Below are 26,711 nucleotides of genomic sequence, written 5' to 3' on the forward strand. Positions count from 1 at the left end.
CAATCTATCACAAAAACACGGTAGAAAAAGTGGGCAAGACGTCGGTGTTTCTTGTATTAAACGTAAAGAAGATTACAATTTACGAAAGGCAATAAATCAGTGCGTGGTGCAATACGCACGTTTAGAGGTGAAGCATGTCTCAGTCAGTGATGGCAATGTTGAAAGATGGTCAACAATACATGAAAACATGGCCTATGAGGAAAGAGCTGTATGGTTTTTTCCCAGAGTGCAGAGTTGTGGCTGCCACTAAATTCGCTATAAAGACCATGCCACCAGCCACCATGGTGATATGTTTACTGTTGCTTCAAAACTTAGGTACGCAGTTTATTCCACAGACTATCGCCATGGGTATGTTTTTTCTTAGTCTCCCCATACAAGGCTTGCTATGGTTAGGCCATCGCTCTGACCAATATTTACCGCCCCAGTTAAACAGTTGGTATCAAGAAATTCATTCTTCAATGCGCTCACAGGGCTGTAAAGTCGCTTCAGTTAAATCAAAGCCAAAATATAAAGAATTAGCGCAGTTACTTAAGACAGCGTTCAAAGACCTAGACAATGCGTTTACCGAGAATTGGTTTAATTAATTCTGGCTGAGTTCTGTATTACACTTTCTACAGCGATAGCGTGTACCGGTGATAATGCTTTTATGGCGTCGCATTGACAGGGCATGCTCACTGCAGTCACAGGAATAAGCCACGGTGTTCGTCACCGCTTTGATATCAAAGCTATGCGTTGTTTTTGCTTCACATCCAAATACCTCAATCATAATGCTCTGCCACTCGTTACCGTGAGGCTTCACCCTTCCAAATAAAGTCCAAACCAGAAGATGGCTTACTTCATGAGGTATCACTTCTTCTAAAAATGCCTGTTGGTTTTGCTTAAACAGCAATGGGTGCAGATTGATTCTATTTTGCTGTAGGAATGCCGTGCCAGCGTTTTTACCAGAGCGTCGAAACGTCAGGTGAGGGCGGACGAATTGCCTATTAAAATATTTTTCTGCTTTGTCATAACAAGCAGTTAGCGCAGTATGAATTTCTTGTTGCTGTTGCTCAGATAAGTCACGAGTAGCGATGGCATTTGTCCTATTAATTACAGGCTTTCAGTTTGGTACGCTGCCACAAAGTGAGTACCGAAGGCAGAGTTAAACATAAGTAAAATTGAAAAAGGTACATCTATAAAAAACGCCGTATCAAACGGCGTTTTCTCAAAGCATTGTGAGGTAGATTAAATCAATGATTATCTCACATCGCAGGGTAAGCACAATATGTACGTGCCTTTTGGATCGTTAAGCTCATTGAGGGTATTAAACTCACCCATAACGCGTTTAAATTCATTGATAAGCGCAGAGTTGCTGTTAGCGAACTGCCATTTACCAGCAAATGTCATAGCCTGACCAAAGAATTCTTTCCAAAACAGTTCTTGAGCAGAAAGGCTGCGCTGCACATACACTGTGTCGTAGCTTTCTAGTTCAGCGAATTCAGCAGCAGTCGCTACTGCATCATCAAGCTCACCAAGCTCATCAACAAGACCTAACTCTAATGCGTCTTCACCAATCCACACACGCCCTTGAGCAACAGTGTCGACTTCTTCAACAGTCATGTCCCTAGCGTTTGCTACTAATGATAGAAAGTTTCCGTAGGTGTTCTCCACATTGCGCTGAAGAATTTGTCCAAACGCCGGAGACAGGGCTCTTGCTGGCGATAAGCCTGCAATGTCAGTAGAGCCAACGCCATCGCTGTGTATGCCTAAATAGTCTAGTGAATTCTCATACGTCATAAACATACCAAACACACCAATTGACCCTGTGATTGTGCTCGGACTTGCAATAATCTTATCAGTGCTTGCTGCAATCCAGTAACCGCCAGATGCTGCGTACGTACTCATTGAAGAGATAACCGGCTTACCCGCTTGGCGCAGTTGTAATATTTCTTGGCGAATCACTTCTGAGGCAAAAGCACTGCCGCCAGGTGAGTCTATTTGAAGTACAACTGCTTTGATATTGTCGTCTAAGCGAGCCTGACGTAGTAATCGGGCTGTGCTGTCGCCACCAATGGTACCGGCTTTTTGATTCCCATCTAAAATGGTACCTTTTGCCACTACAATTGCCACCTTATCCATATCATTATTAATCTTAGGCATTGGAGGATTAATGACTTTTAAGTAGGTGTTAAAGGCCGTTAGGTTGATTCCTTGCTGGTTATCACCTTCACCCACTAATTCGATAAGCTCTTGTCTTACTTCTTCTCGGGTTTTGAGTGCATCTACCCAATTGTTATCAAGGGCATATTGAGCGAAATCACCTCCAGCAGCCTCAAACTTAGACAGCAATTCGTTAGCCGTTTCATCGAAGTTAGTGACGTCTATACCGCGAGCGGCTGCAACATCTTCTTTATATTGCTTCCAATAGCCGTCTAACCACTGCTTTTCTGCTTCTTTTGCTTCAGCAGACATGTCATTTCTCATGACCGGCTCGACTGCCGACTTGTATGTGCCCACTCTGAATATATGCGTAGTCACTTTGAGCTTGTCTAGCATGTCTTTAAAATACATACCGTAACGGCCGTAACCCTCAAGCAAAAGGCCGCCCATAGGATTAAGGTACACTTTGTCAGCTTGAGCTGCTAAGTAGTATTGATCTTGAGAGTAATAGTCGCCTATTGCGTAAACAGGCTTTTCAGATTCTTTAAATGCCTCTATGGCCTGGGCAACAACCCGAAGCTTGTCTAGGCCGCCACCAGTAAGTCCTTGTAGGTCTAGTACGAGTGCTTTAATTCTTCTGTCTTTTGCCGCGTTTTCAAGCACATCTACAACATCGCGTACAAGCACCTCTGGATTATCGGGTTCGCTGCCTAATGACTCTTGCAAAAACTGCTCGAAGGGGTCAACGCTCTCTTTTTCAATCACCAGCTGGCCGTTAAGTGTAAGATAAAGCGCACTATCGGATTTAACTGTTAGCTGCTCACCGTCTTGGTTCGCGATGGCCATGATGATGCCAACGAAAATTACAATGAATATTACGTTGAAGAAAAGTTTGCGGGTGAAGTTCAGTACCGTCCACAAGCCAATAAACAAGGATTTAGTCCAATTTCCCTTGGCCGCCATATTTTACTACCTTTTTCTAAAGTGTGATTGCTTTTCAAATTTTTGAGCGTTATGTGCGATGGTAAATCCAACTACACTAATGTCATTATGTTACCTGTTTCGCATAAGATCGCTAAGTTAATTGTAATTTTTTGTAAATAGTCCGTCAGTTTAGTTTTCTATCATCTTCATTTAACCAATGTGCTATGAGCGTAGCGATTCGTTTGTGATCATTTTCACTCATCTGCATAAGCAGATTGCCAGAGGTAGATTTGTACCCTGTTTTTGCCTGGCCTTTTTTCATCATACGAGATAATGGAGAGTGAGTAGATGGCACTTTAGATGATTTTTTCAATTCCATACCTTTAAAACTTAAATACGCACTCATCGCCCATGTCCGGCGCACCTGTCTGATTCGCACAAGCTAATCGCGTAAAACCAACCCGCACAGAAAAGCCAGTTTAAGAAGCGATGCTGTTAGTTTTTACTTGCACGTTAATATTTACGCTATTAAAAGTATCTCAGACCAATACACAGTAAAGAAGTTCTTAGTTATGTTTTATATTTAGTTGCTAAGATAACGACGAGATAACGTTTGAACACAACAATTAACTCTTATTTCAGACCAACTAAAGATGAATAAGGCTTACAAAACACCTTTGTGATTAAAATACCAACATTAATGTCAAAACTGGTGGGATTGGGTCGACATGCAGGTATGTCCTCCGTAAGATTGCACTGCGAACGAAAACGATTTTTATTGAAATTTTAGCGCCATGGCGTTTTATTAGGTTTTAATGATTTAGACGCTATACAACGATGGCGTTAATAAGGAGGCCCCAAAGTGGATGCACTAACTCTACTTCTTAATCGAAGCTCTCAGCCACGCTTAAACGAGCCTGCTCCAAGCGGAGATGCGCTGGAAAACATTATGCAAGCGGCATTACGTGCCCCTGATCATGCTTGCCTTACCCCATGGCGATTTGTGGTATGCCAAGGTAAAGGGTTAAATAAGCTTGGGTCACTTTTTGAAACGTCTGCAATTGAAAACGACAAAAGTCAGAAAGAAATAGATAGAGCACCACAACTTCCTTTGCGTGCGCCTATGGTCATTGTTGCCATTGCACAATATAAAGAGCACGAAAAAGTCCCTCGTGTTGAGCAGATAGCGTCTGCCTCTTGTGGTGTTATGGCCATGCAGATGGCGGCGGTAGCACAAGGGTTTAACGGAATGTGGCGCACCGGTAGCTACGCACAGTGTCCCGTTGTCAAAAGTGGGCTGGGGATGTCAGAAGAAGACGAACTCGTTGGTTTTTTGTATTTAGGCACGCCAGCTTTCGAGCCAGCACGAAAGCCAGAACGTGACACTACTGCGTTTTTTGAGCATTGGAGTTAATGAAAATCACTAGCTACTTTAAATAAATGTAAAGGCGCACATTGCGTGCGCCCTTTATCAGTTAATTTTCTTTGTGGCATCTATAAGATAAGGCTTTAGAAAACTTGAAGCGTGACGTTATAGCCAGCAAATTTTCGGATGTTGATAACCCTGTCGCCATCAAGCATCCAGTATTGCCCTTTAATACCCTTAAGCTCACCAGAAAAGTCAGGGGTTTTGTCGAGATTAATCGACTTAATTTTTTCTGGGTAGGTGTCTACCGGAAAGTTGATTTGATGTACTTTTGACTCTACCTCAGATATAGCTTGAAGCCCTTTTTCTTGCTTTAGCGCAGCAAGTTCATCGGAAATTTTCTCCATGAGCTCGTGTTTTACTGCTATTAAATCCACGTCTTCTGGCTTGCCTTTTAGCATGGTGCGCCAGTTTGTCTTATCGGCAATATGTTTTTTGCACAACGTTTCCACAAGCCCGCTAGTTAATCTGTCTGGTACGCGCAGCATAACCGTGGCTTGCGTTGCGCCCTGGTCCATCCAGCGAGGCGAGACAGATTCGGTTATTTCTCGGGTAATACCCACTTTCACGTTGCCTGTATTAGCTAAGTAGACAAAGTGTTCGTTAAAGCAGTGGGCCTCTCCCCATTCTGGCTCGCGACACGTACCTTCGTGGTAGTGGCACTTTTCAGGTTTTATAATACAGCTGTCGCACTGAGCAAGTGAAATTAGGCAAGGGTAGCAATAACCCTGGTTGAAACTCTTTTTGGTTTTTCGGCTGCAGTGAACACAGTGAATTTCATTGCTAAAGGACAATGAAATCTCCCGTCCTATCAGTGCGTTCATGTCTACGCTGCTATCTCCAATAGGGAGTTCGTAGCAAACTTCACTATTATCAAATGCATGAGTACGCATTTTTCGTAGTGCACCAGAATAACTTTGTGTCAAAATTTAGTACCTTATTCGCTTAACTCGCCACGCAGGTTGGCGGTGAGCAGTAAATTGATCTGTTCAAACGATAGATTTTTACTTAATAAATAATGCAGTTTTGCTAGTGCAGCCTCTGGGGTCATGTCACTGCCCGAAAGCACGCCAACCTCTTGAAGGCCATGGCCGGTTGCATACCCACCCATGTTTACTCTTCCGCGTATGCATTGAGTGCAGTTAACCACCGGTATTTCTCTAGATTTAGCGTATTGCAACTGCTCAATTAGTTTTGGGTTTTGAGGTGCATTCCCCACACCATAACTTAATAGTATGAGTGCATTAACCGGTTGCTGCAGCGTGTTTTTAATGACTTCAGGCGCAATTCCCGGGTACAGGCTCACCATGCCGATGGGCTGAGCGGAGACATTAGAAACGGTCAGCTTTTTATCTGACGCTTTTGCTAATTCACCTGCTTTAAGGCGAATATTTATTCCGGCCTCTAGTAAAGGAGGAAAGTTGGGCGAGTCAAATGCATTAAAGCCGTCTGCATCTACCTTACGGCTGCGATTTCCGCGCAGTAAACGATTGTTAAAAAATAACCCGACTTCAGCGATAGGGAAGTTGGCGGCAATAAACAGGGCATTTAACAGGTTTACCTGACCATCTGAGCGCAGTTCAGCCAGCGGTATTTGAGAGCCCGTCACTATCACCGGCTTAGCGAGATCTTCGAGCATAAAGCTTAAGGCTGACGACGTGTAGGCCATGGTGTCGGTACCATGCAAAATAATAAAGCCGTCGTAGTCGTCATAGTTATCAGCTATATCGTCTGCAATTCGCTGCCAATCCGATGGGCTCATATCCGAAGAGTCGATTAAATTGTCGTACTCATGAATAGTAAAAAGCGGCATTTCACTGCGGTTAAACTCAGGCATTTTCGCCAGAGTTTCTGTTAAGAACCCAGCAGCAGGCACATACCCTTGACTCGATGGCTTCATCCCTATGGTGCCGCCTGTATAGGCGATATAAATATGTTTACGCATGAATACCCTGTTGTCTGCTTTTTGCAATTTTTTGCGATAAATAAGTGTGGCTGCATTTTAGCAGTCGTCCTTACTTTGTCACTCGTTATACAAAAAAGGCGGCTCGCTATTAACGGCCGCCTCTAATTGACATAGATATGTCTATTTTACTTCTACACCGGCAGCTTGCTGATCGGCATGGTAACTCGAGCGTACCATTGGACCACACGCAGCGTGGGTAAATCCTATCTCTTTCGCGTAATCACCTAGAGCATCAAACTCAGTAGGGTGCACATATCGCTTCACAGGGAAGTGGTGACGGCTGGGCTGTAGGTATTGACCTAGCGTCAGCATATCAACGTCGTGATCACGAAGGTCTCTTAATACACCTTGGATCTCTTCGTTTTCTTCACCCATACCCATCATCAAACCAGACTTGGTTTTAATGTGAGGGTGCTGCGCTTTAAACTTCTTAAGCAAATCAAGAGACCACTGATAATTGGCGCCAGGACGACATTCGCGGTAAAGGCGAGGAATGGTTTCTAAGTTGTGATTGAACACATCAGGCTCACCATTTTTAAATATCTCAAGCGCACGGTCCATTCGTCCTCTGAAATCGGGTACTAGCACTTCAATAGTAGTAGTAGGACTATGCTCTCGAATGGCATTAATGCAGTCTACAAAATGCTGTGCACCACCATCGCGCAAGTCATCTCGGTCAACAGACGTAATAACCACATAGCGAAGGTTCATCTCTGCAATGGTTTTAGCTAGCTTTTCAGGCTCTTCAGCGCTTGGTGGTAATGGCTTACCATGAGCAACATCGCAAAACGGGCAGCGACGTGTGCATATATCACCCAAGATCATGAACGTTGCAGTACCATGATTAAAGCACTCAGCCAAGTTTGGACAGCTTGCTTCTTCGCAAACCGAGTGCAGATTGTTCTTTCTAAGCGTACGCTTGATGTGATCAATTTTTTCCGTAGAGCGGGGAAGTTTAATCTTGATCCACTCAGGCTTCCTCAGCATTTCTTCCTTTTCAGTGGGAACAATGGTGATTGGAATGTGTTTTACTTTTTCATCATCTCGGAGTTTTACCCCCGCTGTAGGTCGTGCGTTACTCATCAAAACCTTCTTTATATGTTGTTTCCGTAAAGGAAAGCGCCTCTAATAATAAGCGTACAAGCTCATCGCCAGCCTGTTCAAGCGAATCGGGACCGTTAAGACGCGCGGTGTCCGTCATTTCCATACCTGCATAGCCGCATGGGTTAATACGCTGAAACGGTGATAAATCCATATTAACATTTAACGCTAGTCCATGAAATGAGCATCCATTACGTATTCTTAAGCCAAGTGAGCAAACTTTTTGCTCGTTGACATATACGCCCGGCGCGTCTGGCTTGGGATAAGCACTAATATCATGGGGGGCTAGCAACCCTACCACCGCTTCTTCCATTGCGGTAACCAGATGTCTTACGCCTAATTTTCTACGTTTAATGTTTAAAAGCAGATAAATTACTTGCTGACCTGGGCCGTGATAGGTGACTTGACCACCTCTATCAACTTGTACAACAGGAATGTCGCCAGGCAACAATATATGTTCTGCTTTTCCAGCTTGACCTTGTGTAAACACAGGGTCGTGTTCCACTAACCAAATTTCATCAGTAGTGTCATTGTCACGCTCATCAGTAAAGCGCTGCATTGCTTGCCAAATAGGTTCGTAAGATTGACGTCCCAACTGGCGAATAATGACGTCATTTTTGGAGTTAACGTCATCGCTGGCTTTAACAACCTGCTCTTGCGTACTCACTTACAGAACAACCCTAACTAATTCTAGCTTGGCGAGCTCAGTGTAAATGGTTTCCATATGTTCTTTGCTGGTTACTCGTACGCTTAATGACAATGAGTGATAGCTGCCTTTGCTGCTAGGCTTTATAGCAGGCACATAATCACCAGGCGCGTGCTGCTGCAAGCACGATATTACCTGTTCAGGTAAGTCTTCATGGGCAACGCCCATTATTTTAAACGTCTGATGTGTGGGAAAATCTAACAGTTCGTCGAAACGGGTATCCATGCGATATTCTCGGTATGTAAACTTTATATAAAAAAACGGCCAGATTGTATCAATCTGGCCGCTTCACAACTAGGTGTTAACGCAATTATTTATTCGTCGTCAAAACCAATTTGAAGCATTAGGTAATCTTTTAGGCGGTTGAACATGCTGCCTTCCTTCACTTCTTGAAGTGTAACAAGGGGATAGCTAGCTACGTCTTCACCACCAAGCTGAAGGTAAAGTTTTCCAACAACTTGTCCTTTTGCCAGTGGTGCTTCAAGCTTTTTATCTAGCTCAAAATTAGCTTCTAGGTTCTCAGCTTGGCCGCGTGGAATGGTAATGGGGGTAGATTGATTAATTCCAAGGTCTACGGTTTCTCTATCGCCCATGTAAATTCGGTGTGCCACAAAGCTCTGACCTGCTTCATAAGGAATGACGGTTTCGAAAAAGCGGAAGCCGTACTTAAGCAGCTTCTTATTTTCAACCTTACGCGCTCGCTCGCTGTCGGTGCCCATAACAACTGAAATAAGGCGCATGTCGCCTTGCTCTGCTGATGTGATTAGGCTGTAACCTGCATCAGATGTATGTCCAGTTTTGATACCGTCAACATTGAGGCTTTTATCCCACAACAAGCTGTTGCGGTTATATTGCTTAATGCCGTTAAACGTAAATTCTTTTTCGCTGTAAATCGCGTACATTTCTGGTGTTTCAGCAATAAGTGCGCGAGATAGCACTGCCATGTCGCGGGGAGTGGTGTAGTGGTCTGGGTCGTGTAAACCGTGTGCATTAACCCAGTTGGTGCTGGTTAATCCAAGAGCCTGAGAATGCGCATTCATCATGCTTGCAAAGGCCGATTGAGAGCCTGCTACATGTTCTGCCATTGCCACGCATGCGTCGTTACCTGATTGCACCACAATACCGCGAAGTAAGTCGCTTACTGAAACCTGAGTACCCACTTCGATAAACATTTTCGAAGAATCTGGAAATTTTTTGGCCCATGCATTTTCTGAAATAGTGACTTCATCATCAAGGCTGATGTTGCCCGACTGAAGCTCTTTTCCTATCACATAGATAGTCATTATTTTCGTAAGACTTGCTGGAGCAAGCTGCATATCAGCATTCTTTTCTGCGATGACATGACCGGTTTCAAAATCAGTAAGCAAAAAGCCTTCTGCGGCTACAGTAGGCGCTGGGGGGGTAACAACAGCAGCGTGAGCAATGTTAAAAAATACGCCAAGCAATAAGAAGGCAAATGACAGTGAAGGCGCTTTAGCGCGTTTAATTATTTTTAGCATGGTTTATTTCTTTTACCGAGTTATATCCGTGTGAGTTTACAGCTACTCTTAGATTGACGTTCTCACCACTAAGACTACCCATCAAGAGCGATTAGTAATTGCATATCAAAATGACAGATAGAGTTTGTCATAGAAATTGCGATAGAAATTACACTAGAAGTTACAACAGTAGCGAAGTCTATCGCAAGGCTGAACATAGGACTAGGGTTTACCGAAAAAGTTTCGATGAAAGTGCTATTGAGGCTGTCTTATTGCATAAGCATGTGGGTAGCCGTTTTGTTTAAGCTGACTTAACACGTCTTCAATCATTTGTTCGTCTTCAATAGGACCAAGCTGAAGTTTGTAGATGTTGTTACTTACAGGAAGTTGTGCGGGGAGCTGATATAAAGCTGACAACACGTTGCTTATGGATTTTGCCTTCTCTGCGTTAGATAGGGCAGCAACCTGAATAAACATACCGCCAGCGTTGATGGGGCTTTCATTTTGGGTGGCTGTAGATTGTTTATTGCGTTGTGATGTGTCCTCTATAACTTCAGACTGAGCCATCTTACTTGGCGCTGTTTTACTCGGAGCAATCTTATCCGGAACATCTATACCCAAGTATTCATCATAACTGACGGTGGGATTACTGCCTATCGTGACGTTATTGTCTTCATCGAAATGAATGACCTCTAGTTTTACCTTTGCAGTGCCTTTGCTGTGATAGCCCAGCTTCACCGCAGCGGCATAAGACAAGTCAATAACCCTATTGTCGTGAAAGGGGCCCCGGTCGTTTACGCGAACAATAGCTTGTTTATTATTTTCTAAGTTTGTCACTCTCACGAAAGAGGGCAGTGGCAAGGTTTTGTGTGCGGCACTCATGGCAAACATATTGTACGTTTCACCATTTGACGTAAGGTGGCCATGAAACTTCTGACCATACCAACTGGCATATCCCACCTTCTCGTAGCCTTTGCCTGAGGTCATCGGCGTATAATGTTTGCCAAGGACTTTGTAGGGTCTGTTGTTAAAGGTGCGGTAGGCTTCAAACTTAGGCACAGCGTCGAGAGTTTCTGGCAGTTTAGCCACGTAATTCGGGGCGGAATCTTGCGATTGAGTATAGCGACCAGTTTGGCCTGACTGACATCCACTTAACAGAAACGCCGATACACATGAGAAAAGCAAAAAGCCTCGGGGACTTGAGTGAATGAAGCGCTTAACCAAATTTGTCGAGTGTGACGTCGAAAACGCTTGAAACGAAGTGCGAAAAAGCTGATGCATTAGTGTTGAAATATGCGGAAACATTGAAAGTGGCAAGGTCATCGGGATATTAAACGTTTTTGCGTTGCAATAGACATAAGAATGCCAAAACCTGCCATCAATGTCACCATAGATGTTCCACCATAGCTAACCAGTGGTAACGGAACGCCCACAACGGGGAGAAGTCCCGAAACCATGCCCATGTTAACGAATACATAGACAAAGAAGGTTAGGGTAATACTGCCGCCGAGTAATTTTGAAAAGGCGTCTTGAGCCCGACTAGAAATGATTAAACCGCGCAAAATTATGTACAAATAGATAGCCAGTAATACTATAACGCCAGTAAGACCGAACTCTTCACTAAAAACAGAAAAGATAAAATCGGTATGCCGCTCAGGTAAAAACTCTAGTTGAGATTGCGTACCTTGAAGCCAGCCCTTACCCTCAACGCCACCAGAGCCAATCGCTATCTGAGATTGAATAATATGATAGCCCGAGCCAAGTGGATCGCTTTCAGGATTTAAAAACGTTAATACTCGCTGTTTTTGATAGTCCTTCATTAAGAAAAACCACATGATAGGGGCGAATGCACCAATAAGCGCACCAACAAAAGAGATAAGGCGCCAGCTCATTCCTGCAAGAAAAATGGCAAACACACCAGAGCTTGCAATTAAAAGGGACGTCCCTAAGTCAGGTTGCTTGGCAATGAGCACTGTTGGCACTACCACCATGGCGAAGCCTAGCGCAACATGGTGCGTTCGCGGAGGTAGGGTGTGTTGACTTATATACCAGGCCACCATCATAGGCACAGCAAGCTTCATCAACTCCGATGGCTGAAAGCGGATGAAGCCAAAATCTAGCCAGCGCTGTGCGCCTTTTCCCATATCACCAAAAAGTAATACGGCAACCAACATAAGTAGACCTACCGCAAAGGCAAAAGGTGAAAGGCGCCGATAGAAACCAGGCGGCAATTGCGCCAGTATGGCCATAACGACAAAGCTTAAACCTAAGCGAGTAAACTGTCGCTCCATTTGCGCCATATCTTGACCTGACGCAGAATAGAGTGTGACAAGTCCGACACCACTCAAAAGCAATAGGCCAAGCAGCAACCAGCCATCCACATGGATACGCTGTAAAAAGCTTATTTTATCTGGTGTGATGGCTGTTCTTTTCATTATTCGTCGAGCTCACTGTCGATACTGGCCGTTGCAAAATGTCTGTCTCGAAAATAAAAATCCATTAATTTCCTCGCTACAGGCGCAGCATTAGAGCTTCCGCCACCGGCATTTTCTAGCACCACCGTAATAGAAATTTCTGGATTGTCGAAAGGCGCAAAACCGACGTAAAGGGCGTTGTCGCGAAGCCTTTCATCCACTTCGTCTGCATTGTATTTTTCATCTTGCCCTACGGTAAATAACTGAGCGGTTCCTGTTTTGCCCGCAGACTCATAGGGCGTGTCGGCGAACGCAAAGCGCGCAGTTCCTTCTTCGCCATGAACCACATCGTGCATAGCGTTTAATACAATATCGAGGTTCTTCTCATCGTTAATCTTGATTGGGCGCGAGGTTTTCAATGGGATAAGGTCGTCAGTGCCGTCAAGGTTTCTGTAACCGCGAATGATCTGAGGTATATAGCGCACGCCTCGATTGACTAATGTGTTGACTGAGTGGGTAAGCTGAATAGGCGTGGCGGTCCAAAAGCTTTGTCCGATGCCAACAGGAATAGTATCACCAATATACCAAGGTTGATTAAAGCGGGCGCGTTTCCACCCTCTGCTGGGCATATTCGCATCGGATTCTTCGTACAAATCGATACCCGTGTAATCACCAAAGCCGAAATTGCGCATGGCCTCACTGATTTTATCGATACCCAAGTTATAGGCTAAATCGTAATAGTAAGTGTCACAGGACACTTCGATCGCTTTCGCAATGTCCACTTCACCATGACCCCATCGTTTCCAGTCTCGCCACACGTGATCTACATTAGGTAATCGGTAACGGCCGTTATCTTTAATAGAGTAGTCCTCAGTAATTACGCCTTCTTCTAGCCCAAGCAACGCCAAATGCGGCTTTATGGTAGATGCTGGTGAGTATTGGCCCTGTGTAGCGCGGTTAATGAGCGGCCGGTTTGGTGAGTTAAGTAATGCGGAGTAATTTTTACTGCTAATACCGTGAACAAATAGGTTCGGATCGTAGCCAGGGTTAGAGTAGAGCGCCAGAACGCCGCCAGTCTTAACTTCTGAAATTACTACTGCACCACGAGTACCTTCTAAAATGCGCTGAACTTCTTGTTGCAAAGTCAGGTCGAGATTAAGAACAATATCCTTGCCTGGTGTGGGCGGCTCTACGTTTAATACTCGTATTATTCGTCCTTGATTGTTCACTTCAACCTGTTGGTAGCCCACTTCACCATGGAGAAGTTCTTCATGGTACTTTTCAATACCTAGCTTGCCAATATCGTAGGTAGCGGCGTAGTTATCTTCTTGTCCGGCTTCGACTATCTTTTGTAAGTCCCGTTTGTTAATGCGTGCTACGTAGCCCAGTACGTGAGTGAGGGTTTCTGCATAGGGGTAATGGCGAGCAAGACGAGCTTCAATTTGCACCCCATTAAACTTGTGTTTACTGGCTGAGAAAATAGCCACTTCTTCTTCAGATAATTCCGTGCGCAATACAATAGGCTTGAAGCGGCGAGTGCCCTTTAAGTTTTTCTGAAAACGTTTAATTTCGTCATCCGTAATATCCATAAGCGTGGTAATTCGCGCTAATGTTTCATCGATGTCGTTAACTTTTTCTGGGATGACTTCTAAACTAAATACGGGTCTATTTTCGGCAAGCAATACACCATTTCGGTCATAGATTAGCCCCCGATTTGGCGCAACAGGCAGCACCTTAATGCGGTTGCCATTTGAGCGAGTTTGATAGTCATCGTGTTGTGTCACTTGCAAGGAGTAGAGGTTGTTGAGCACGATGCCCAGCATGGCGGTAACAATGATAAAGGCAATGGTTGCGCGACGGGCAAACAGATTGGCTTCCGCTGAGTGGTCGCGAATAGCTTGGCGCTTACGGTGCATTGAATTCCTTTGCATTAATGACTGCTTCTATTCTCTATGATAGGGGTGATTCTGTGTTACTGACCATGCGCGGTAAACGCTTTCTACAAGGATAATACGAACCAAAGGATGGGGAAGTGTTAGCGCTGATAATGACCACTTTTGTTCAGAAGCCGCTATGCAAGAGGGGGCTAATCCTTCAGGACCACCTATGAGCAAGCTGACATCTCTACCATCCATCTTCCAATTGTCTAGCTGTTTTGCCAGCATGGGTGTATCCCATGGCTTTCCGGTTACTTCAAGCGTCACTACGCGGTTGCCTCTGGGTATGGTCGCCAACATCTGCTCGCCCTCTTTTTCGAGGATCCGCTTGATGTCTGCGTTTTTTCCACGTTTGCCGGCCGGTATTTCAGTGATGCTCACAGGCATATCGCTAGGGAATCGACGGATAAACTCGTCGACGCCCGCGGATACCCATGAAGGCATTTTTGTTCCCACAGCAACTATTTGAATCTTCAACACTGCACCATGAATGACAGTCCTAACCTTAAGGGTGTTGTGGGTGAATATAAGACATGCTGATTACTGGCTCTGTTAGGGCGAGGCCTATGACCAGAGCTTTTCTAGTTGATAAAAGTCTCGGGTTTCATCTTGCATAACGTGCAAAATGACATCGCCGAAATCAACCAGTACCCATTCTCCGGTATCTTTACCGTCAACGTGTCCAGGCGCATGCCCAGCGTTTTTCGCTTCAACCAATACATTCTCTGCAATTGAGGATACGTGACGTTTTGAATTACCAGAACAAATGATCATGGTATCTGTAATGGTCGACTTACCTCTAACATCTAGCTCAATGATATCGCGGCCTTTCATGTCATCTATTTTGTCTTTAACAAACTGCTTAAGTTGTAGACTCTCCAAGTGTTTTCCTCTTATCTTTCTTCAATATATAACTGGTTGGCATCAATGTAATCAATGACGCTGTTTGGTATCCAGTTTTCAATAAAATCTTGAACGGCTTTATCTAAAGCCCCTGCGTTTTTTTGGGTTATGGTATTGCGCAACTGCGTTGACGAAATTGCTTTAAGGGGAGTATCAACTAACAATACATATCCATTTTTACGTTGATGTAACTGCGCCGCATCTCGAGTAACAACAGGTTTTAGCCAATCTGCTACAGCCGGAGGCGGTGCGAAATTTTCGTCATCTCTTCGCATTACAACAAGGTGACAATACGCTAATAAGCATTCCCACTCGTACCACTTATCTAGATTATACAGTGAATCGGCACCAATGAGAAAACAGATTGTCTCGTCGGTTTGAGAGTTTAATTCTCGCAGCGTTTTTACCGTATAAGAAGGAGAGGGAAGAGAGAGCTCAATCATCTCTGCGTGAAGCTTAGGGTTTTCGTCGCAACACAGATTGATCATATTCACTCTGTGCTTCTCAGACACTGATACCGATTTATGGGGCGGTAACTTGCATGGCATCAGGTAAACTGAGTCAATTGCCAAGGTTTCTGCGGCATTGAGCGCAGGCGTAATGTGACCGTAGTGGGGTGGGTTAAACGTACCGCCCAAAATCGCTTTTAACGCCACAGCTATTTATCCAATAACGGAATATTCGCTAAATTGACACCCATAAACATCATACACAGGTGGCATAGCTTTACATAAGGACGGGAGATAACCTGTTGCTTAAAGGCAAGGTCGGCTTGGCTCAACGCGTGTTGAATATTTTCTAACTGTTGCAAAGAGAGACGCTGCATTGCATTTTGATATACCGCTTGTTTATTTCGCCAAATACCAAATTTCTGCCATTGAATAGGCTGTCCTTGTTGTTCAGCAGCTTTTAAATTCCACAGCTGTTCCCATTCTCTCACTAATGCCCAAATGATTATATTTGGTTCTAAACCCTCACTTTCTAATCGGTAAAGCATTTTAATACAGCGGGTGTTTTCTCCATTAAGCATCACATCAACAAGCTGAAATACGCTGTAGCGAGATTGATCGACCATCGCACGCTCAATTTGCTCGTCGGTCACAGACTGATGCGGATAAAGCAGCGCGAGTTTATCTATCTCTTGTTTTGCGGCAAGAAGGTTGCCCTCACAAAAGTCGGAAATCATTTTTGCGCCATTTGCCGATACAGAAAGCTGATGGGAGGTGAGCTGCTGGTTTATCCAAGTGCTTAATTGGCGACCTTCAAGGGGATAACATAGTGTGGATGCGCCTATTTCGTCGAGAACTTTAAACCATTTTCCACGCTGTACGTCTTTACCAATTTTAGGCCCATGAATGAGTATCAGCATGTCTGGGTTGAGTTTAGCGGCGACTTCTTGCAGCATTTTACTGCCCTCAGTGCCTGGTTTACCGGTGGGAAGTTCTAGCTCAATAAATTGCTGGCTTGAAAACAGAGACATACTTTGTGTTGCCTCAAGCAGCTGGTTCCATGAAAAACCGGTGTCAGCAACCAGAGTAGTTCTCTCGTCAAACCCCTTTAATTTTGCTTGTGCCCGAATTTGCTCGATAACGTCGAACTTCTGCTGCGGCTCGTCTCCAAACACCATATAACAAGGTCTCAGACCTTTTTTGATATCTTGATGAAACTGGTTTGGGTAAATTTGCATGCCTAGTTGTCAGTTATCATTTTTCAATGTCCAATGCAGCAACCGCTTGACCGGATAAGCGTCTGATGATCATATCTGCTGCCTCGGCGCGCATTTCATCAAGCATTAAATCTAGCTCTCTCGATTTTGCTAATACCTGATCGGGGTCGTCTTGATAATCACGCACCACCTCAAACTGCGCCATCAATGGCTCTTTGTTAGGAAAGGACAAGCGGTAACGAACCACATAAATGAGGTCGTACTCAGCCACCTGACCTGATGGATAAACGGATAAAAGTTGGCGGTCTAACTTTTCAGGCAAAAGGTAAATGCTGATGTTTTCATTCGGGGCGCTGCTGCTACCCCGTTCTTGTGACTTTAATCCGTAAATGTTCAATCTATTGTCGAGCGCACGCGCTAAGGGCGCATGTGCTCGGGCACTTTCAATTACAATAGTGTTGATATTGTCAGGAAGGCTGGGAGCGCCACGCAGATGAAAACCACAGCTGCTGAGGGTGCTGACTATCGCTGCAATACCGACTAATTTTAAAAGTGCATTCATTATCAATAGTCGCCTAGTTCGCTACAATGTTTACAAGCTTGCCGGGCACAACAATCACTTTTCGAATGGTTTTCCCATCGATAAATTGTTGAACATTCGACTGGACGAGGGCGCTTGCTTCAACATCGTCTTTGCTCGCATCAGCGGCAATAGTCATTTTGGCGCGTACCTTGCCATTTACCTGAACAATGATCAGCTTTTCGTCTTCAACGAGTGCGTCTTTGTCCACTTCTGGCCACGGCGCAACATCAATATCTTCGTTATGTCCAAGCACCGTCCACAACTCATGGGCAATATGCGGTGTAATTGGGTTAAGCAACAAAAGCACAGACTCGGTCGCTTCGCGCATAATGGCAATGTCTTGCGCATCATCTTGCGGCGCTTTTTGAAGGTGATTCAGTAGCTCCATAATGGCAGCAACAGCTGTATTAAAAGTTTGTCGACGGCCAAGGTCGTCGCTTACCTTTTGAATGGTCTTGTGCAGTTCACGGCGAAGAGCTTGCTGCGATTTATTGAGCGCCTTCACGTCTAGCGCTTCAGGAGTCCCTTTTTCAACGTGCTCAGTCACTAGCTTCCAAATACGACGAAGGAAGCGGTTAGCGCCCTCAACACCCGAATCTACCCATTCAAGAGTCTGTTCAGGTGGAGCAGCAAACATAGTAAACAAACGCACTGTATCTGCACCGTACTGATCGATAACTTCTTGTGGGTCTATACCATTGTTCTTCGACTTCGACATTTTTGTCATGCCGCCATGAGTGACAGGGGTGTTATCAGCGGTAAGCCATGCGTTAACAATACGGCCTTTGTCGTCTTTTTCAGTGGTTACTTCAGTAGGCGAATACCAGGTTTTTTTACCTTTATCGTCTTCTCGATAGTAAGAATCTGCTAGCACCATGCCTTGGCATAGTAAGCGCTTAAATGGCTCGTCTGAGTCTACCAAGCCTTCATCGCGCAATAATTTGTGGAAAAAGCGAGAGTAAAGTAGGTGCAATATTGCATGTTCTATTCCACCAACATATTGGTCAACAGGCAGCCAGTAGTTAGCCGACTTCGGGTCTAGCATGGCATCGGAGTTAGTTGCACTAGCGTAGCGGGCGTAGTACCACGACGATTCCATAAAGGTATCAAACGTATCTGTTTCACGCAGAGCGGGTTCACCATTGTAGGTTGTTTTTGCCCATTCAGGATCCGCTTTGATAGGCGAAATGACGCCGTCCATCTCTACGTCTTCCGGCAGCTCAACAGGAAGTTGCTCCGCCGGCACAGGCGCAGATTCACCGTTTTCTAGCCTTAACATTGGGATAGGGGTACCCCAATAGCGCTGACGACTTACCCCCCAATCTCTTAGGCGATAATTCACTTTGCGTTTGCCGCATTCTTTACTTTCCAGCTCATCTGCGATGCCGTTAAATGCCGCATCAAAGTCAAAACCATCAAACTTGTCAGAGTTAATTAATGTGCCTTTTTCAGTGTAGGCAGACGCTGAAAGGTCGCATTTATCTTCATCACCTTCTTTGGCAGCAATAACTTGCTGAATGGGCAGATTGTACTTTGTTGCAAACTCCCAGTCTCGTTGGTCGTGCCCTGGGACTGCCATAACAGCGCCAGAGCCGTATTCCATTAATACGAAGTTAGCAATCCAAATTGGTAGCTTTTCGCCGGTAAGCGGATGAACAACCTCTAATCCAGTCGCGCAGCCCTTTTTATCCATAGTGGCCATTTCTGCTTCAGCAACTTTAGTATTTTTGCATTCGTCGATAAAACGGGCGATGTCTGGATTTGACTGTGCTGCAAATTCTGCCAATGGATGTTGGGCAGCTACGGCAACATAAGTGACGCCATAAAAAGTATCAGGGCGGGTGGTGTAAACAGTGAGGTCGGCGATACCATTGACGGGTGATGCCAAATTAAACGTAATGTCTATCCCTTCAGAGCGACCAATCCAGTTCGCCTGCATGGCGCGCACTTGGTCAGGCCATTCTTCAAGCTGTTCTAAATCGCTTAATAATTCTTCAGCATAATCAGTTATTTTGATAAACCACTGAGGTATCTCTTTTTGCTCAACTAACGCACCAGAGCGCCATCCGCGGCCATCAATCACTTGTTCGTTAGCTAACACTGTCTGGTCAACGGGATCCCAGTTCACCGTTGAGTTTTTCTTGTAAACCAGCCCTTTTTCGTAAAGGCGGGTGAAGAACCATTGTTCCCAGCGATAATAATCAGGTTTACACGTTGTAACCTCTCGGTCCCAATCATAGCCAAAACCAAGCGAGCGAAGCTGGGTTTTCATGTAATCGATATTAGCATAGGTCCACTTAGCAGGCGCCGTATTATTGTTGATTGCTGCATTCTCAGCAGGCAGACCGAACGCATCCCAACCCATTGGCTGCATGACATTTTTTCCCTGCATACGCTGGTATCGGCTGATAACATCGCCAATGGTGTAATTGCGCACGTGACCCATGTGCAGACGACCGCTTGGGTAAGGGAACATTGATAGACAGTAAAATTTTTCTTTATCTACGTCATCAATTGCTTTGAAAGACTGATTATCTTCCCAGTATTGCTGAACGCGTTTTTCTATATCTTTTGGGTTGTACTGATTATCGGCCATGAAACTTAGGCTTCCGCATTATTAAGTTGAAACGTTCTTACTTTGCTAGATGGTCGCTATTCTTGGCTCAAAATGGCGCCCAAAAATGACACCAAACGGTGATAAACAACGAAAATGTAGCAAGTTGAGTACTTATGTAGCCGCATAGAATACCCCACGGGAGAGTCATGCCTCAATAGCTTAACGTATATGAGCGGGATTTTTATTGCCACTTGCTGTAAAAATAAGCAAGTTGCGGTATGTGTTTGTCTGATTCTTGTTCATTTGCGCCATGAAATCATGACAACGGGCGATAAGGGTTTGACACCCCCGTTAAATAGAGTTTCACTTACCTAAAAGCACTATAAAAAGAATGATATGTCAGTTGACAGTAAAGCCTTTGCGTTAGCAATCGATGCCTTAACGCCTACAATAAATAGACGAGTAATAAACAGCGCGCTTAAAGACGAGCAGGCGCTCAATGCCACCTTTATTGGACAAGAAAGGGCGAGGGAAGCCTTGACTTTTGGTTTAGGGATCGATGCCATTGGGTACAATTTGTATGTAATGGGTGAACCTGCCACTGGTCGATTTACACTGGTAAAAGACTACATAGAGCGACAAGTCGCTCGGTTGAGCTCGCCTGATGACTGGTGCTACATCAACAACTTTGACGAAGAGCGTGAGCCCGTGGCCCTTCGTTTTCCTCCTGGCGGTGGTAAGGTTTTTCAAAAAGATATCGCCCAACTTATCGACGACGTGTTAGACACATTTCCAGTGGCTTTCGACAACCCTGGATATCAGCGCAAACGCGCCTCTATTTCACGAGATTTTGAACAAAAGTACGACGAGGCCATCGACGCGGTAGAACGCTATGCCAACGCCAATGATATTGCTATGTTTGAGGAAAGTGGCGCCATCACATTTGTTCCTATTGTCGACGGTAAACCCGCCAACGACAGTCACGTTGCTACGCTGAGTGAGCAGCAGCGCCAACACTTTTATACACTTGTGGATGAATTAGAGAATAGATTAAGCGAAGGCTTGTTAAGTCTTCCAGCGTGGAAGCGAGAAAACTCCGAGCGCCTTCGAGAGCTTGATAGGGTGACTGCAGAGCAGGGAATTAAAGCCCTAATAAAAGACCTTGAACATCAGTATGCCGCAAATCTCGGTGTGATGAAGTACCTTAAGCAGCTAAAAACCGCTTTGGTCGATGCCATTCTCGTTATCCATCAAGAAGAACAGAAAGAAGAAAAAAGTGACGACTTTGACAAAAAGATATTTTTGGAAGAGCAGCTTTTACCTAATGTTTTAGTGGCCAATAAGCGCGACGATGCTGCCCCCGTTATTTATGAACCAAACCCCACTTACCAAAACCTATTTGGGAAAATTGAATATACCAACATTCACGGTAGTGTATTTACTAATTACAGAATGATTCAGCCAGGTGCCTTACACCGCGCTAACGGCGGGTATTTATTGTTGGATGTTGATCAGCTTATCGAGCAGCCCTATGTGTGGGAAACATTAAAACTGGCTATTAAATCTGGGCGATTAAGAATGGATTTACCCCAGCAAGACGTTGGCATGGTCAATAACATTACGCTAAATCCACAGCCTATTGATTTGACTGTTAAGATTGTTCTGCTTGGTTCTCGAGACTTGTATTACACCTTGCAAGACTTTGATGACGAATTCGATGAGCTATTTCGGGTGCTGGTGGATTTCGATTTAGAAATTCCAGTCACTCGTCAAACTCTATTCGATTTCGTTGGAAAAATCCGTGCGCATTTAGCGTCATTAGGGCTCAAGGGTATTACCGCGAATGCCATGTGCCGCTTGGTCCAATTTTCATTGCGAAAAGCTGAACATAAGGAAAAGCTATCAGCACACTTTGCAGAGGTGATAGAGCTGGTTAATGAAGCGCATTATTTCTGCGCTATGGCCGGTGCCAGTGAAATTGAACTTGGACATTTAATTACCGCCCTTGATGCAAAAAAGCGTCGAACCGGTCGAGTCAGTCAAACTTTGCTAAACGATATAAAGGAAGGCCACGTTCTCATCGACACTGAAAACAAAGCAGTGGGTAAGGTTAACGGGCTGACAGTATTAGACGTAGGAGATACCGCGTTTGGCACACCTGCCCGTATAACGGCAACAGTATTTGCCGGCGCAAGTGGCGTGGTGGATATAGAGCGGGAAGTCGAGTTAGGGCAGCCCATTCACTCTAAAGGGGTTATGCTGCTTAATGGTTACTTGGGTAACAAGTATGCTCAACATTTTCCCTTAACCCTTTCGGCCAATATTGCCCTTGAGCAATCCTATGGTCACATAGATGGTGACAGTGCATCGTTAGGTGAGCTAGTTGCGCTTATATCTGCGTTAACGGAGATCCCTTGCCTGCAAACCTTGGCTATTACTGGGTCAATAAACCAATATGGTGAAGTGCAAGCTGTGGGCGGCGTGAATGAAAAAATTGAAGGTTTTTTTGACCTTTGCCAATACCGCGGGCTTACAGGAACCCAAGGCGTTATTATACCTAAATCTAATGCGATTAATTTAGTGCTAGATGCAACCGTTGTTGATGCAGTGAAAAAAGGACTGTTTCACATATACACAGTGGAAACTGTTGATGATGCGCTTACTATATTGATGCAGCAAGAAGCGGGCAAATTGAGTAGTAAGGGAAGATACCCGAAAAACTCAATTAACTATCATGCCGTAAACAGGCTATACAATATTGCGTTAATTGTTAGCGGTGGCGATGGAGAGTAAAGCGCGGCATTGTCACTACAATCAAGTGACCGCCACGCTTTTAACGTTAATGTCGGTAGACCCTAGGCAACTCAATACTAGCTCATAGCATAACCAATGAGTGTCGACTATTTGGGTGGCATCCGAAGGCCACCGTCCAAACGTATAGTTTCACCATTAATATACGTGTTATCTGCGATTTGCATAACCAGTTTTGCAAATTCTTCAGGTAAGCCTAAACGCTTTGGAAACTGAACATTTGCTGACAGAGCTTCTTGCACTTTTTCTGGCATAGCAAGCAGCATAGGCGTACCCATCACGCCGGGCGCGATTGTATTCACGCGAATACCTAGTGGCGCCAAGTCTCGAGCCATAGGTAGGGTAAGACCAATGATGCCGCCTTTACTCGCAGCATAGGCCGTTTGGCCTATTTGACCCTCATAGCCTGCCACCGATGCCGTATTAATGATAAGGCCACGTTCACCCTCATCATTGATAGGAGACTGTTTTGCCATTGTTGCAGCAACAAGCCGTGCAACGTTAAAGCTGCCAACAAGGTTAATGTCGATGGTTTTTTGAAAGTCGCCAAGGGGGGCAGGGTTGCCTTCTCTGTCGAGTAAGCGTTTTGCTGGAGCAATACCGGCGCAGTTAACCACCATACTTATGGCGCCAAATTTTGCAGTGGTAGCGTCGATTCCTCGTTGAACCTGCTCTTCATCGCGAACGTCCACGTGAGAAAAAAGCGTGCCTTCTTCACCTAGTTCAGATACGCGCTGGGCGCCCTGTTCGTCATTTAAATCAAAAAGACTGACTTTAACGCCGGCGCCTCTAAGTGCAACCGCAGTTGCATGGCCCAACCCAGAGCAGCCGCCAGTGACTATTGCAGTAAGATTAGTTAACAGCATTGATTTCCCGTTTATTCTCGTTGTTTTAACAAGATGTTAACGGGATTTGGTAGGAAAAACTATGGCGCTAGCCTATGCCAGCACCAAAAGCTTTCTTATTTTGGCAACTGAATTTTACAGTCTTCGCTAGGACGGTAAATAATAAGCGTGTGACCTATGACCTGAAGCTTGTGTGCGTTAGTTTCGCGAACGATGGCATCCATTATCAACGATTTTTCTTCGCGATCGTCAGAGGGTACTTTTACTTTGATCAGTTCGTGATGATTTAAGGCGCTATCAATTTCCGCTACTACGCCCTCAGTGAGGCCGTTTGAACCAAGCTGTACGATTGGTTTCATTGGGTGTGCTAGGCCTTTAAGAAATTGTTTCTGTTTATTTGAAAGTTTCATTTAATAAATATTCTTACAATTATTCTGTTAGTTTATGCTTGAAATAACGTATTCTAACGCCATCTTTCCTACAATCCTAATAACATTGTAATTGAATGACAAAAAAGAACCAATCCGCCAGCAGCAAACGTTGGCTCAAAGAACATTTCGACGACCACTATGTGCAAAAAGCGCAGAAAGAGGGTTGGCGGTCTCGCGCTATCTATAAACTGGAAGAAATTCAGAATAAAGATAAATTAATCAAACCTGGAATGACATTGGTCGATTTAGGTGCAGCCCCCGGTGGCTGGTCACAGCTCTCTGCAAAGTTAGTCGGTGACAAAGGTCAGGTTATCGCTTGTGACATTTTACCTATGGATTCCATTGTAGGTGTAGACTTTCTTCAGGGTGATTTTCGCGAAGAAGAAGTTTTAAATGCATTATTGAACAGAATTGGTGGGAACACCGTAGATATAGTGTTGTCTGACATGGCACCTAACTTAGCTGGTAATTCGGCGGTGGATCAGTCTCGTTCTATGTATTTGTGCGAGCTGGCGTTGGATATGTGTCATCAAGTATTGAAGCCGGGTGGCTCATTCGTCATCAAAGTGTTTCAAGGTGAAGGTTTTGTTGAGTTTATGAATTCACTTAAACAATCTTTCACTACCATAAAAACGCGGAAGCCTGATTCGTCGAGATCACGGTCTCGTGAGGTGTATTTGGTGGCTTGTGGGTATAAAGTGTAGTACGCTTTGAATTAAGCGATTTTTGTTGCGAACCGTTTTGCATATTGAATAAACAACTTGTTCAAAACCACATCGGTTCGGATTTATAGAGGTTAGTAGCATTGAGCGACATGGCAAAAAATTTAATCTTATGGTTGGTTATCGCCGTTGTATTGATGTCGGTTTTCCAGAGCTTTTCACCGAGTGAATCTGCTCGTTCACAAACTGACTACACAACATTCCTAAGAGAAGCGGAGCAGGGCAATATCCGTGAAGTTCGCATTAACAATGATGGCGAAATTCGCGGCACTAAGCGCTCTGGCGAATCTTTTCAAACCTTTGTACCTTACTTCGATGACAAGCTGGTTTCAGACTTGGTAAAAAATGACGTAAGAGTTTATGGTGAGCCACCAGAGGAGCAATCACTCCTCGCATCGATATTTATATCGTGGTTCCCAATGTTACTGTTAATTGGTGTTTGGATATTCTTTATGCGCCAGATGCAGGGCGGCGGTGGCAAGGGCGCCATGTCGTTCGGCAAGAGCAAGGCGCGCTTATTAGGTGAAGATCAAATCAAGACGACTTTTGCAGACGTTGCGGGTTGTGACGAGGCAAAAGAAGATGTGTCTGAATTGGTTGATTTCTTGCGCGATCCTTCGAAATTCCAAAAGCTAGGCGGTAAAATCCCTAAAGGCGTATTAATGGTCGGTCCTCCGGGAACGGGTAAAACGCTGCTAGCAAAAGCCATCGCCGGTGAAGCTAAAGTCCCATTCTTCAGTATCTCGGGCTCTGACTTTGTTGAAATGTTTGTGGGTGTAGGTGCATCACGCGTTCGCGATATGTTTGAGCAAGCGAAGAAAGCAGCGCCCTGTATTATCTTTATTGACGAGATAGACGCTGTTGGACGCAAGCGTGGTGCTGGATTAGGCGGTGGTCACGATGAGCGTGAGCAAACTCTTAACCAGATGCTAGTTGAAATGGATGGCTTTGAAGGTCACGAAGGGATTATCGTTATTGCGGCAACTAACCGCCCAGACGTACTTGACCCTGCATTACTTCGTCCAGGTCGTTTTGACCGTCAGGTTATTGTTGGTCTTCCTGATATTCGCGGTCGTGAGCAAATTCTTAAAGTGCACATGCGTAAAGTGCCAATCGCAGACAACGTGGAAGCATCGTTGATTGCTAGAGGAACACCAGGTTTCTCCGGTGCTGACCTAGCAAACCTAGTGAACGAAGCTGCATTATTCGCCGCCCGCGGTAGTAAGCGTGTTGTTGCCATGGAAGAGTTCGAGAAAGCGAAAGACAAAATCATGATGGGCTCTGAGCGTAAGTCTATGGTGATGTCTGAGTCTGAAAAAGAAATGACGGCATATCACGAAGCAGGTCATGCTATTGTGGGCCGTATCGTGCCTGAGCACGACCCTGTATATAAAGTGTCGATTATCCCTCGTGGTAGAGCGCTTGGTGTCACTATGTACCTACCGGAGAAAGACCGCGTAAGTCATTCTAAGCAGCACTTAGAGAGTATGATTTCGAGCTTGTTCGGCGGTCGAATTGCAGAGCAAATCATTTACGGCGATGACAAGGTGACTACCGGTGCATCAAACGATATCGAGCGTGCTACTGATATCGCTCGTAAGATGGTAACGCAATGGGGATTATCTACTAAGATGGGACCTATGCTGTACGCAGAAGAAGAAGGCGAAGTTTTCCTCGGTAATTCAATGTCGAGAGCGTCAAGTATGTCTGACGACACAGCCCGTGCCATCGATGCTGAAATTAAGTCACTGATCGACCGCAACTACGACAGGGCGCAAAAAATTCTAGAAGACAATAAAGATGTTCTTCATACGATGAAAGACGCGCTGATGAAGTATGAAACCATCGATGCTAAGCAAATTGATGATTTGATGAACCGTACCGAAGTACGTCCTCCTGCAGACTGGGATGACAGCAAACCATCTGGTGGTGACAAGCCTAGTGGCGGTTCGCCAGTGAAAGAAGGTGAGATTAAAAACGACGGTGTAGATAAACCATCAGTCGGTAAGCCGGGCGATATTCCTAGCTAACACTTGTTTTCACTATTTTTTGTAATTCAAAAAACGCCAGTTAATCTGGCGTTTTTTATTATAGACACAGTA

General features: G+C 44.8%; 25 protein-coding genes. 5 read left to right on the top strand and 20 right to left on the bottom strand.

The genetic code is table 11. The annotated features are described in order from the left end of the window. Positions 1–134 precede the first annotated feature (134 nt). Positions 135–584 (top strand): terminus macrodomain insulation protein YfbV, encoded by a 450-nt coding sequence (yfbV, locus tag V7R39_RS06395; RefSeq protein ID WP_163107073.1) that lies wholly within the window; start codon positions 135–137, stop codon positions 582–584. Here yfbV and V7R39_RS06400 read toward each other — a convergent pair. The 3 genes from V7R39_RS06400 to V7R39_RS06410 all read right to left on the bottom strand — a co-directional run bounded on the left by V7R39_RS06400 (position 581) and on the right by V7R39_RS06410 (position 3,436). Further along, the gene (locus V7R39_RS06400; RefSeq protein ID WP_334029858.1) at positions 581–1,090 is read right to left on the bottom strand and encodes a SprT family zinc-dependent metalloprotease; all 510 of its coding nucleotides are present in this window, start codon (positions 1,088–1,090) and stop codon (positions 581–583) included. The genes yfbV and V7R39_RS06400 overlap by 4 nt on opposite strands. A 146-nt stretch (positions 1,091–1,236) precedes the next feature. Next, complete coding sequence (gene sppA, locus V7R39_RS06405) at positions 1,237–3,102, bottom strand: signal peptide peptidase SppA (protein ID WP_334029456.1); 1,866 nt, start codon at positions 3,100–3,102, stop codon at positions 1,237–1,239. A 145-nt stretch (positions 3,103–3,247) separates the two neighbouring features. Continuing rightward, positions 3,248–3,436, bottom strand: a complete 189-nt coding sequence (locus tag V7R39_RS06410) for a hypothetical protein (protein ID WP_334029458.1) — start codon at positions 3,434–3,436, stop codon at positions 3,248–3,250. A 489-nt stretch (positions 3,437–3,925) separates the two neighbouring features. Between V7R39_RS06410 and V7R39_RS06415 the strand changes: the two genes are divergently transcribed. After that, positions 3,926–4,477, top strand: coding sequence for an NAD(P)H nitroreductase (locus tag V7R39_RS06415; protein WP_334029460.1), 552 nt, complete (start codon positions 3,926–3,928; stop codon positions 4,475–4,477). A 95-nt stretch (positions 4,478–4,572) separates the two neighbouring features. Here V7R39_RS06415 and V7R39_RS06420 read toward each other — a convergent pair whose 3' ends face one another. From V7R39_RS06420 to leuS, 15 genes are all read right to left on the bottom strand, one after another. Beyond that, on the bottom strand, positions 4,573–5,415 hold the full coding sequence (locus V7R39_RS06420) for a DUF2797 domain-containing protein (protein WP_334029462.1): 843 nt from the start codon (positions 5,413–5,415) through the stop codon (positions 4,573–4,575). Between the two features lie 11 nt (positions 5,416–5,426). Next, on the bottom strand, positions 5,427–6,434 hold the full coding sequence (gene ansA / locus V7R39_RS06425) for an asparaginase (protein ID WP_163107068.1): 1,008 nt from the start codon (positions 6,432–6,434) through the stop codon (positions 5,427–5,429). Between the two features lie 141 nt (positions 6,435–6,575). Further along, the gene (lipA, locus tag V7R39_RS06430) at positions 6,576–7,538 is read right to left on the bottom strand and encodes a lipoyl synthase (RefSeq protein ID WP_032096513.1); all 963 of its coding nucleotides are present in this window, start codon (positions 7,536–7,538) and stop codon (positions 6,576–6,578) included. Continuing rightward, the gene (lipB, locus tag V7R39_RS06435; RefSeq protein WP_416359979.1) at positions 7,531–8,115 is read right to left on the bottom strand and encodes a lipoyl(octanoyl) transferase LipB; all 585 of its coding nucleotides are present in this window, start codon (positions 8,113–8,115) and stop codon (positions 7,531–7,533) included. The genes lipA and lipB overlap by 8 nt, the downstream gene beginning before the upstream one ends. A 108-nt stretch (positions 8,116–8,223) precedes the next feature. Continuing rightward, positions 8,224–8,487, bottom strand: coding sequence for a DUF493 family protein YbeD (gene ybeD / locus V7R39_RS06440; RefSeq protein ID WP_032096512.1), 264 nt, complete (start codon positions 8,485–8,487; stop codon positions 8,224–8,226). Between the two features lie 89 nt (positions 8,488–8,576). Next, complete coding sequence (locus V7R39_RS06445; protein WP_334029472.1) at positions 8,577–9,761, bottom strand: serine hydrolase; 1,185 nt, start codon at positions 9,759–9,761, stop codon at positions 8,577–8,579. A 234-nt stretch (positions 9,762–9,995) separates the two neighbouring features. Then, on the bottom strand, positions 9,996–10,925 hold the full coding sequence (locus V7R39_RS06450) for a septal ring lytic transglycosylase RlpA family protein (RefSeq protein WP_334029473.1): 930 nt from the start codon (positions 10,923–10,925) through the stop codon (positions 9,996–9,998). 134 nt (positions 10,926–11,059) lie between these two features. Further along, complete coding sequence (gene rodA, locus V7R39_RS06455; protein ID WP_334029475.1) at positions 11,060–12,175, bottom strand: rod shape-determining protein RodA; 1,116 nt, start codon at positions 12,173–12,175, stop codon at positions 11,060–11,062. Beyond that, complete coding sequence (mrdA, locus tag V7R39_RS06460) at positions 12,175–14,070, bottom strand: penicillin-binding protein 2 (RefSeq protein WP_334029477.1); 1,896 nt, start codon at positions 14,068–14,070, stop codon at positions 12,175–12,177. Before mrdA ends, rodA begins: the two co-directional genes overlap by 1 nt. 27 nt (positions 14,071–14,097) lie before the next feature. Continuing rightward, positions 14,098–14,568 carry a 23S rRNA (pseudouridine(1915)-N(3))-methyltransferase RlmH gene (gene rlmH / locus V7R39_RS06465; protein WP_334029479.1) on the bottom strand — a complete coding sequence of 157 codons (471 nt, stop codon included), beginning with the start codon at positions 14,566–14,568 and terminating at the stop codon, positions 14,098–14,100. Positions 14,569–14,655: 87 nt separating this feature from the next. After that, positions 14,656–14,973, bottom strand: coding sequence for a ribosome silencing factor (gene rsfS / locus V7R39_RS06470; protein ID WP_032096508.1), 318 nt, complete (start codon positions 14,971–14,973; stop codon positions 14,656–14,658). A gap of 11 nt (positions 14,974–14,984) precedes the next feature. Beyond that, entirely contained in the window at positions 14,985–15,650 is a 666-nt protein-coding gene (nadD, locus tag V7R39_RS06475) for a nicotinate (nicotinamide) nucleotide adenylyltransferase (RefSeq protein WP_334029481.1), read from the bottom strand. Between the two features lie 2 nt (positions 15,651–15,652). Next, positions 15,653–16,681, bottom strand: coding sequence for a DNA polymerase III subunit delta (gene holA, locus V7R39_RS06480; RefSeq protein ID WP_334029483.1), 1,029 nt, complete (start codon positions 16,679–16,681; stop codon positions 15,653–15,655). A gap of 16 nt (positions 16,682–16,697) precedes the next feature. After that, entirely contained in the window at positions 16,698–17,222 is a 525-nt protein-coding gene (locus V7R39_RS06485) for an LPS-assembly lipoprotein LptE (protein ID WP_334029485.1), read from the bottom strand. Positions 17,223–17,235: 13 nt separating this feature from the next. Beyond that, positions 17,236–19,839 (bottom strand): leucine--tRNA ligase, encoded by a 2,604-nt coding sequence (gene leuS / locus V7R39_RS06490; protein ID WP_334029487.1) that lies wholly within the window; start codon positions 19,837–19,839, stop codon positions 17,236–17,238. A gap of 357 nt (positions 19,840–20,196) precedes the next feature. Here leuS and V7R39_RS06495 point away from each other — a divergent pair, with 357 nt between their 5' ends. Then, the gene (locus V7R39_RS06495; protein ID WP_334029489.1) at positions 20,197–22,593 is read left to right on the top strand and encodes a Lon protease family protein; all 2,397 of its coding nucleotides are present in this window, start codon (positions 20,197–20,199) and stop codon (positions 22,591–22,593) included. 107 nt (positions 22,594–22,700) lie between these two features. Here the strand turns inward: V7R39_RS06495 and V7R39_RS06500 are convergent, their stop codons facing one another. Together V7R39_RS06500 and yhbY are read right to left on the bottom strand one after the other, a co-directional pair. Further along, entirely contained in the window at positions 22,701–23,477 is a 777-nt protein-coding gene (locus V7R39_RS06500) for an SDR family NAD(P)-dependent oxidoreductase (protein WP_287010734.1), read from the bottom strand. A gap of 95 nt (positions 23,478–23,572) precedes the next feature. Then, positions 23,573–23,866 carry a ribosome assembly RNA-binding protein YhbY gene (gene yhbY, locus V7R39_RS06505; RefSeq protein ID WP_032096500.1) on the bottom strand — a complete coding sequence of 98 codons (294 nt, stop codon included), beginning with the start codon at positions 23,864–23,866 and terminating at the stop codon, positions 23,573–23,575. A 95-nt stretch (positions 23,867–23,961) separates the two neighbouring features. Between yhbY and rlmE the strand changes: the two genes are divergently transcribed. Further along, positions 23,962–24,591: a 23S rRNA (uridine(2552)-2'-O)-methyltransferase RlmE gene (gene rlmE / locus V7R39_RS06510; protein ID WP_334029493.1), complete on the top strand. Its 630-nt coding sequence runs from the start codon at positions 23,962–23,964 to the stop codon at positions 24,589–24,591. Between the two features lie 101 nt (positions 24,592–24,692). Then, entirely contained in the window at positions 24,693–26,639 is a 1,947-nt protein-coding gene (ftsH, locus tag V7R39_RS06515; RefSeq protein WP_334029495.1) for an ATP-dependent zinc metalloprotease FtsH, read from the top strand. Positions 26,640–26,711: the final 72 nt, after the last annotated feature.

The organism is Alteromonas sp. P256 (genome assembly GCF_036864455.1).
Lineage (GTDB): Bacteria > Pseudomonadota > Gammaproteobacteria > Enterobacterales > Alteromonadaceae > Alteromonas.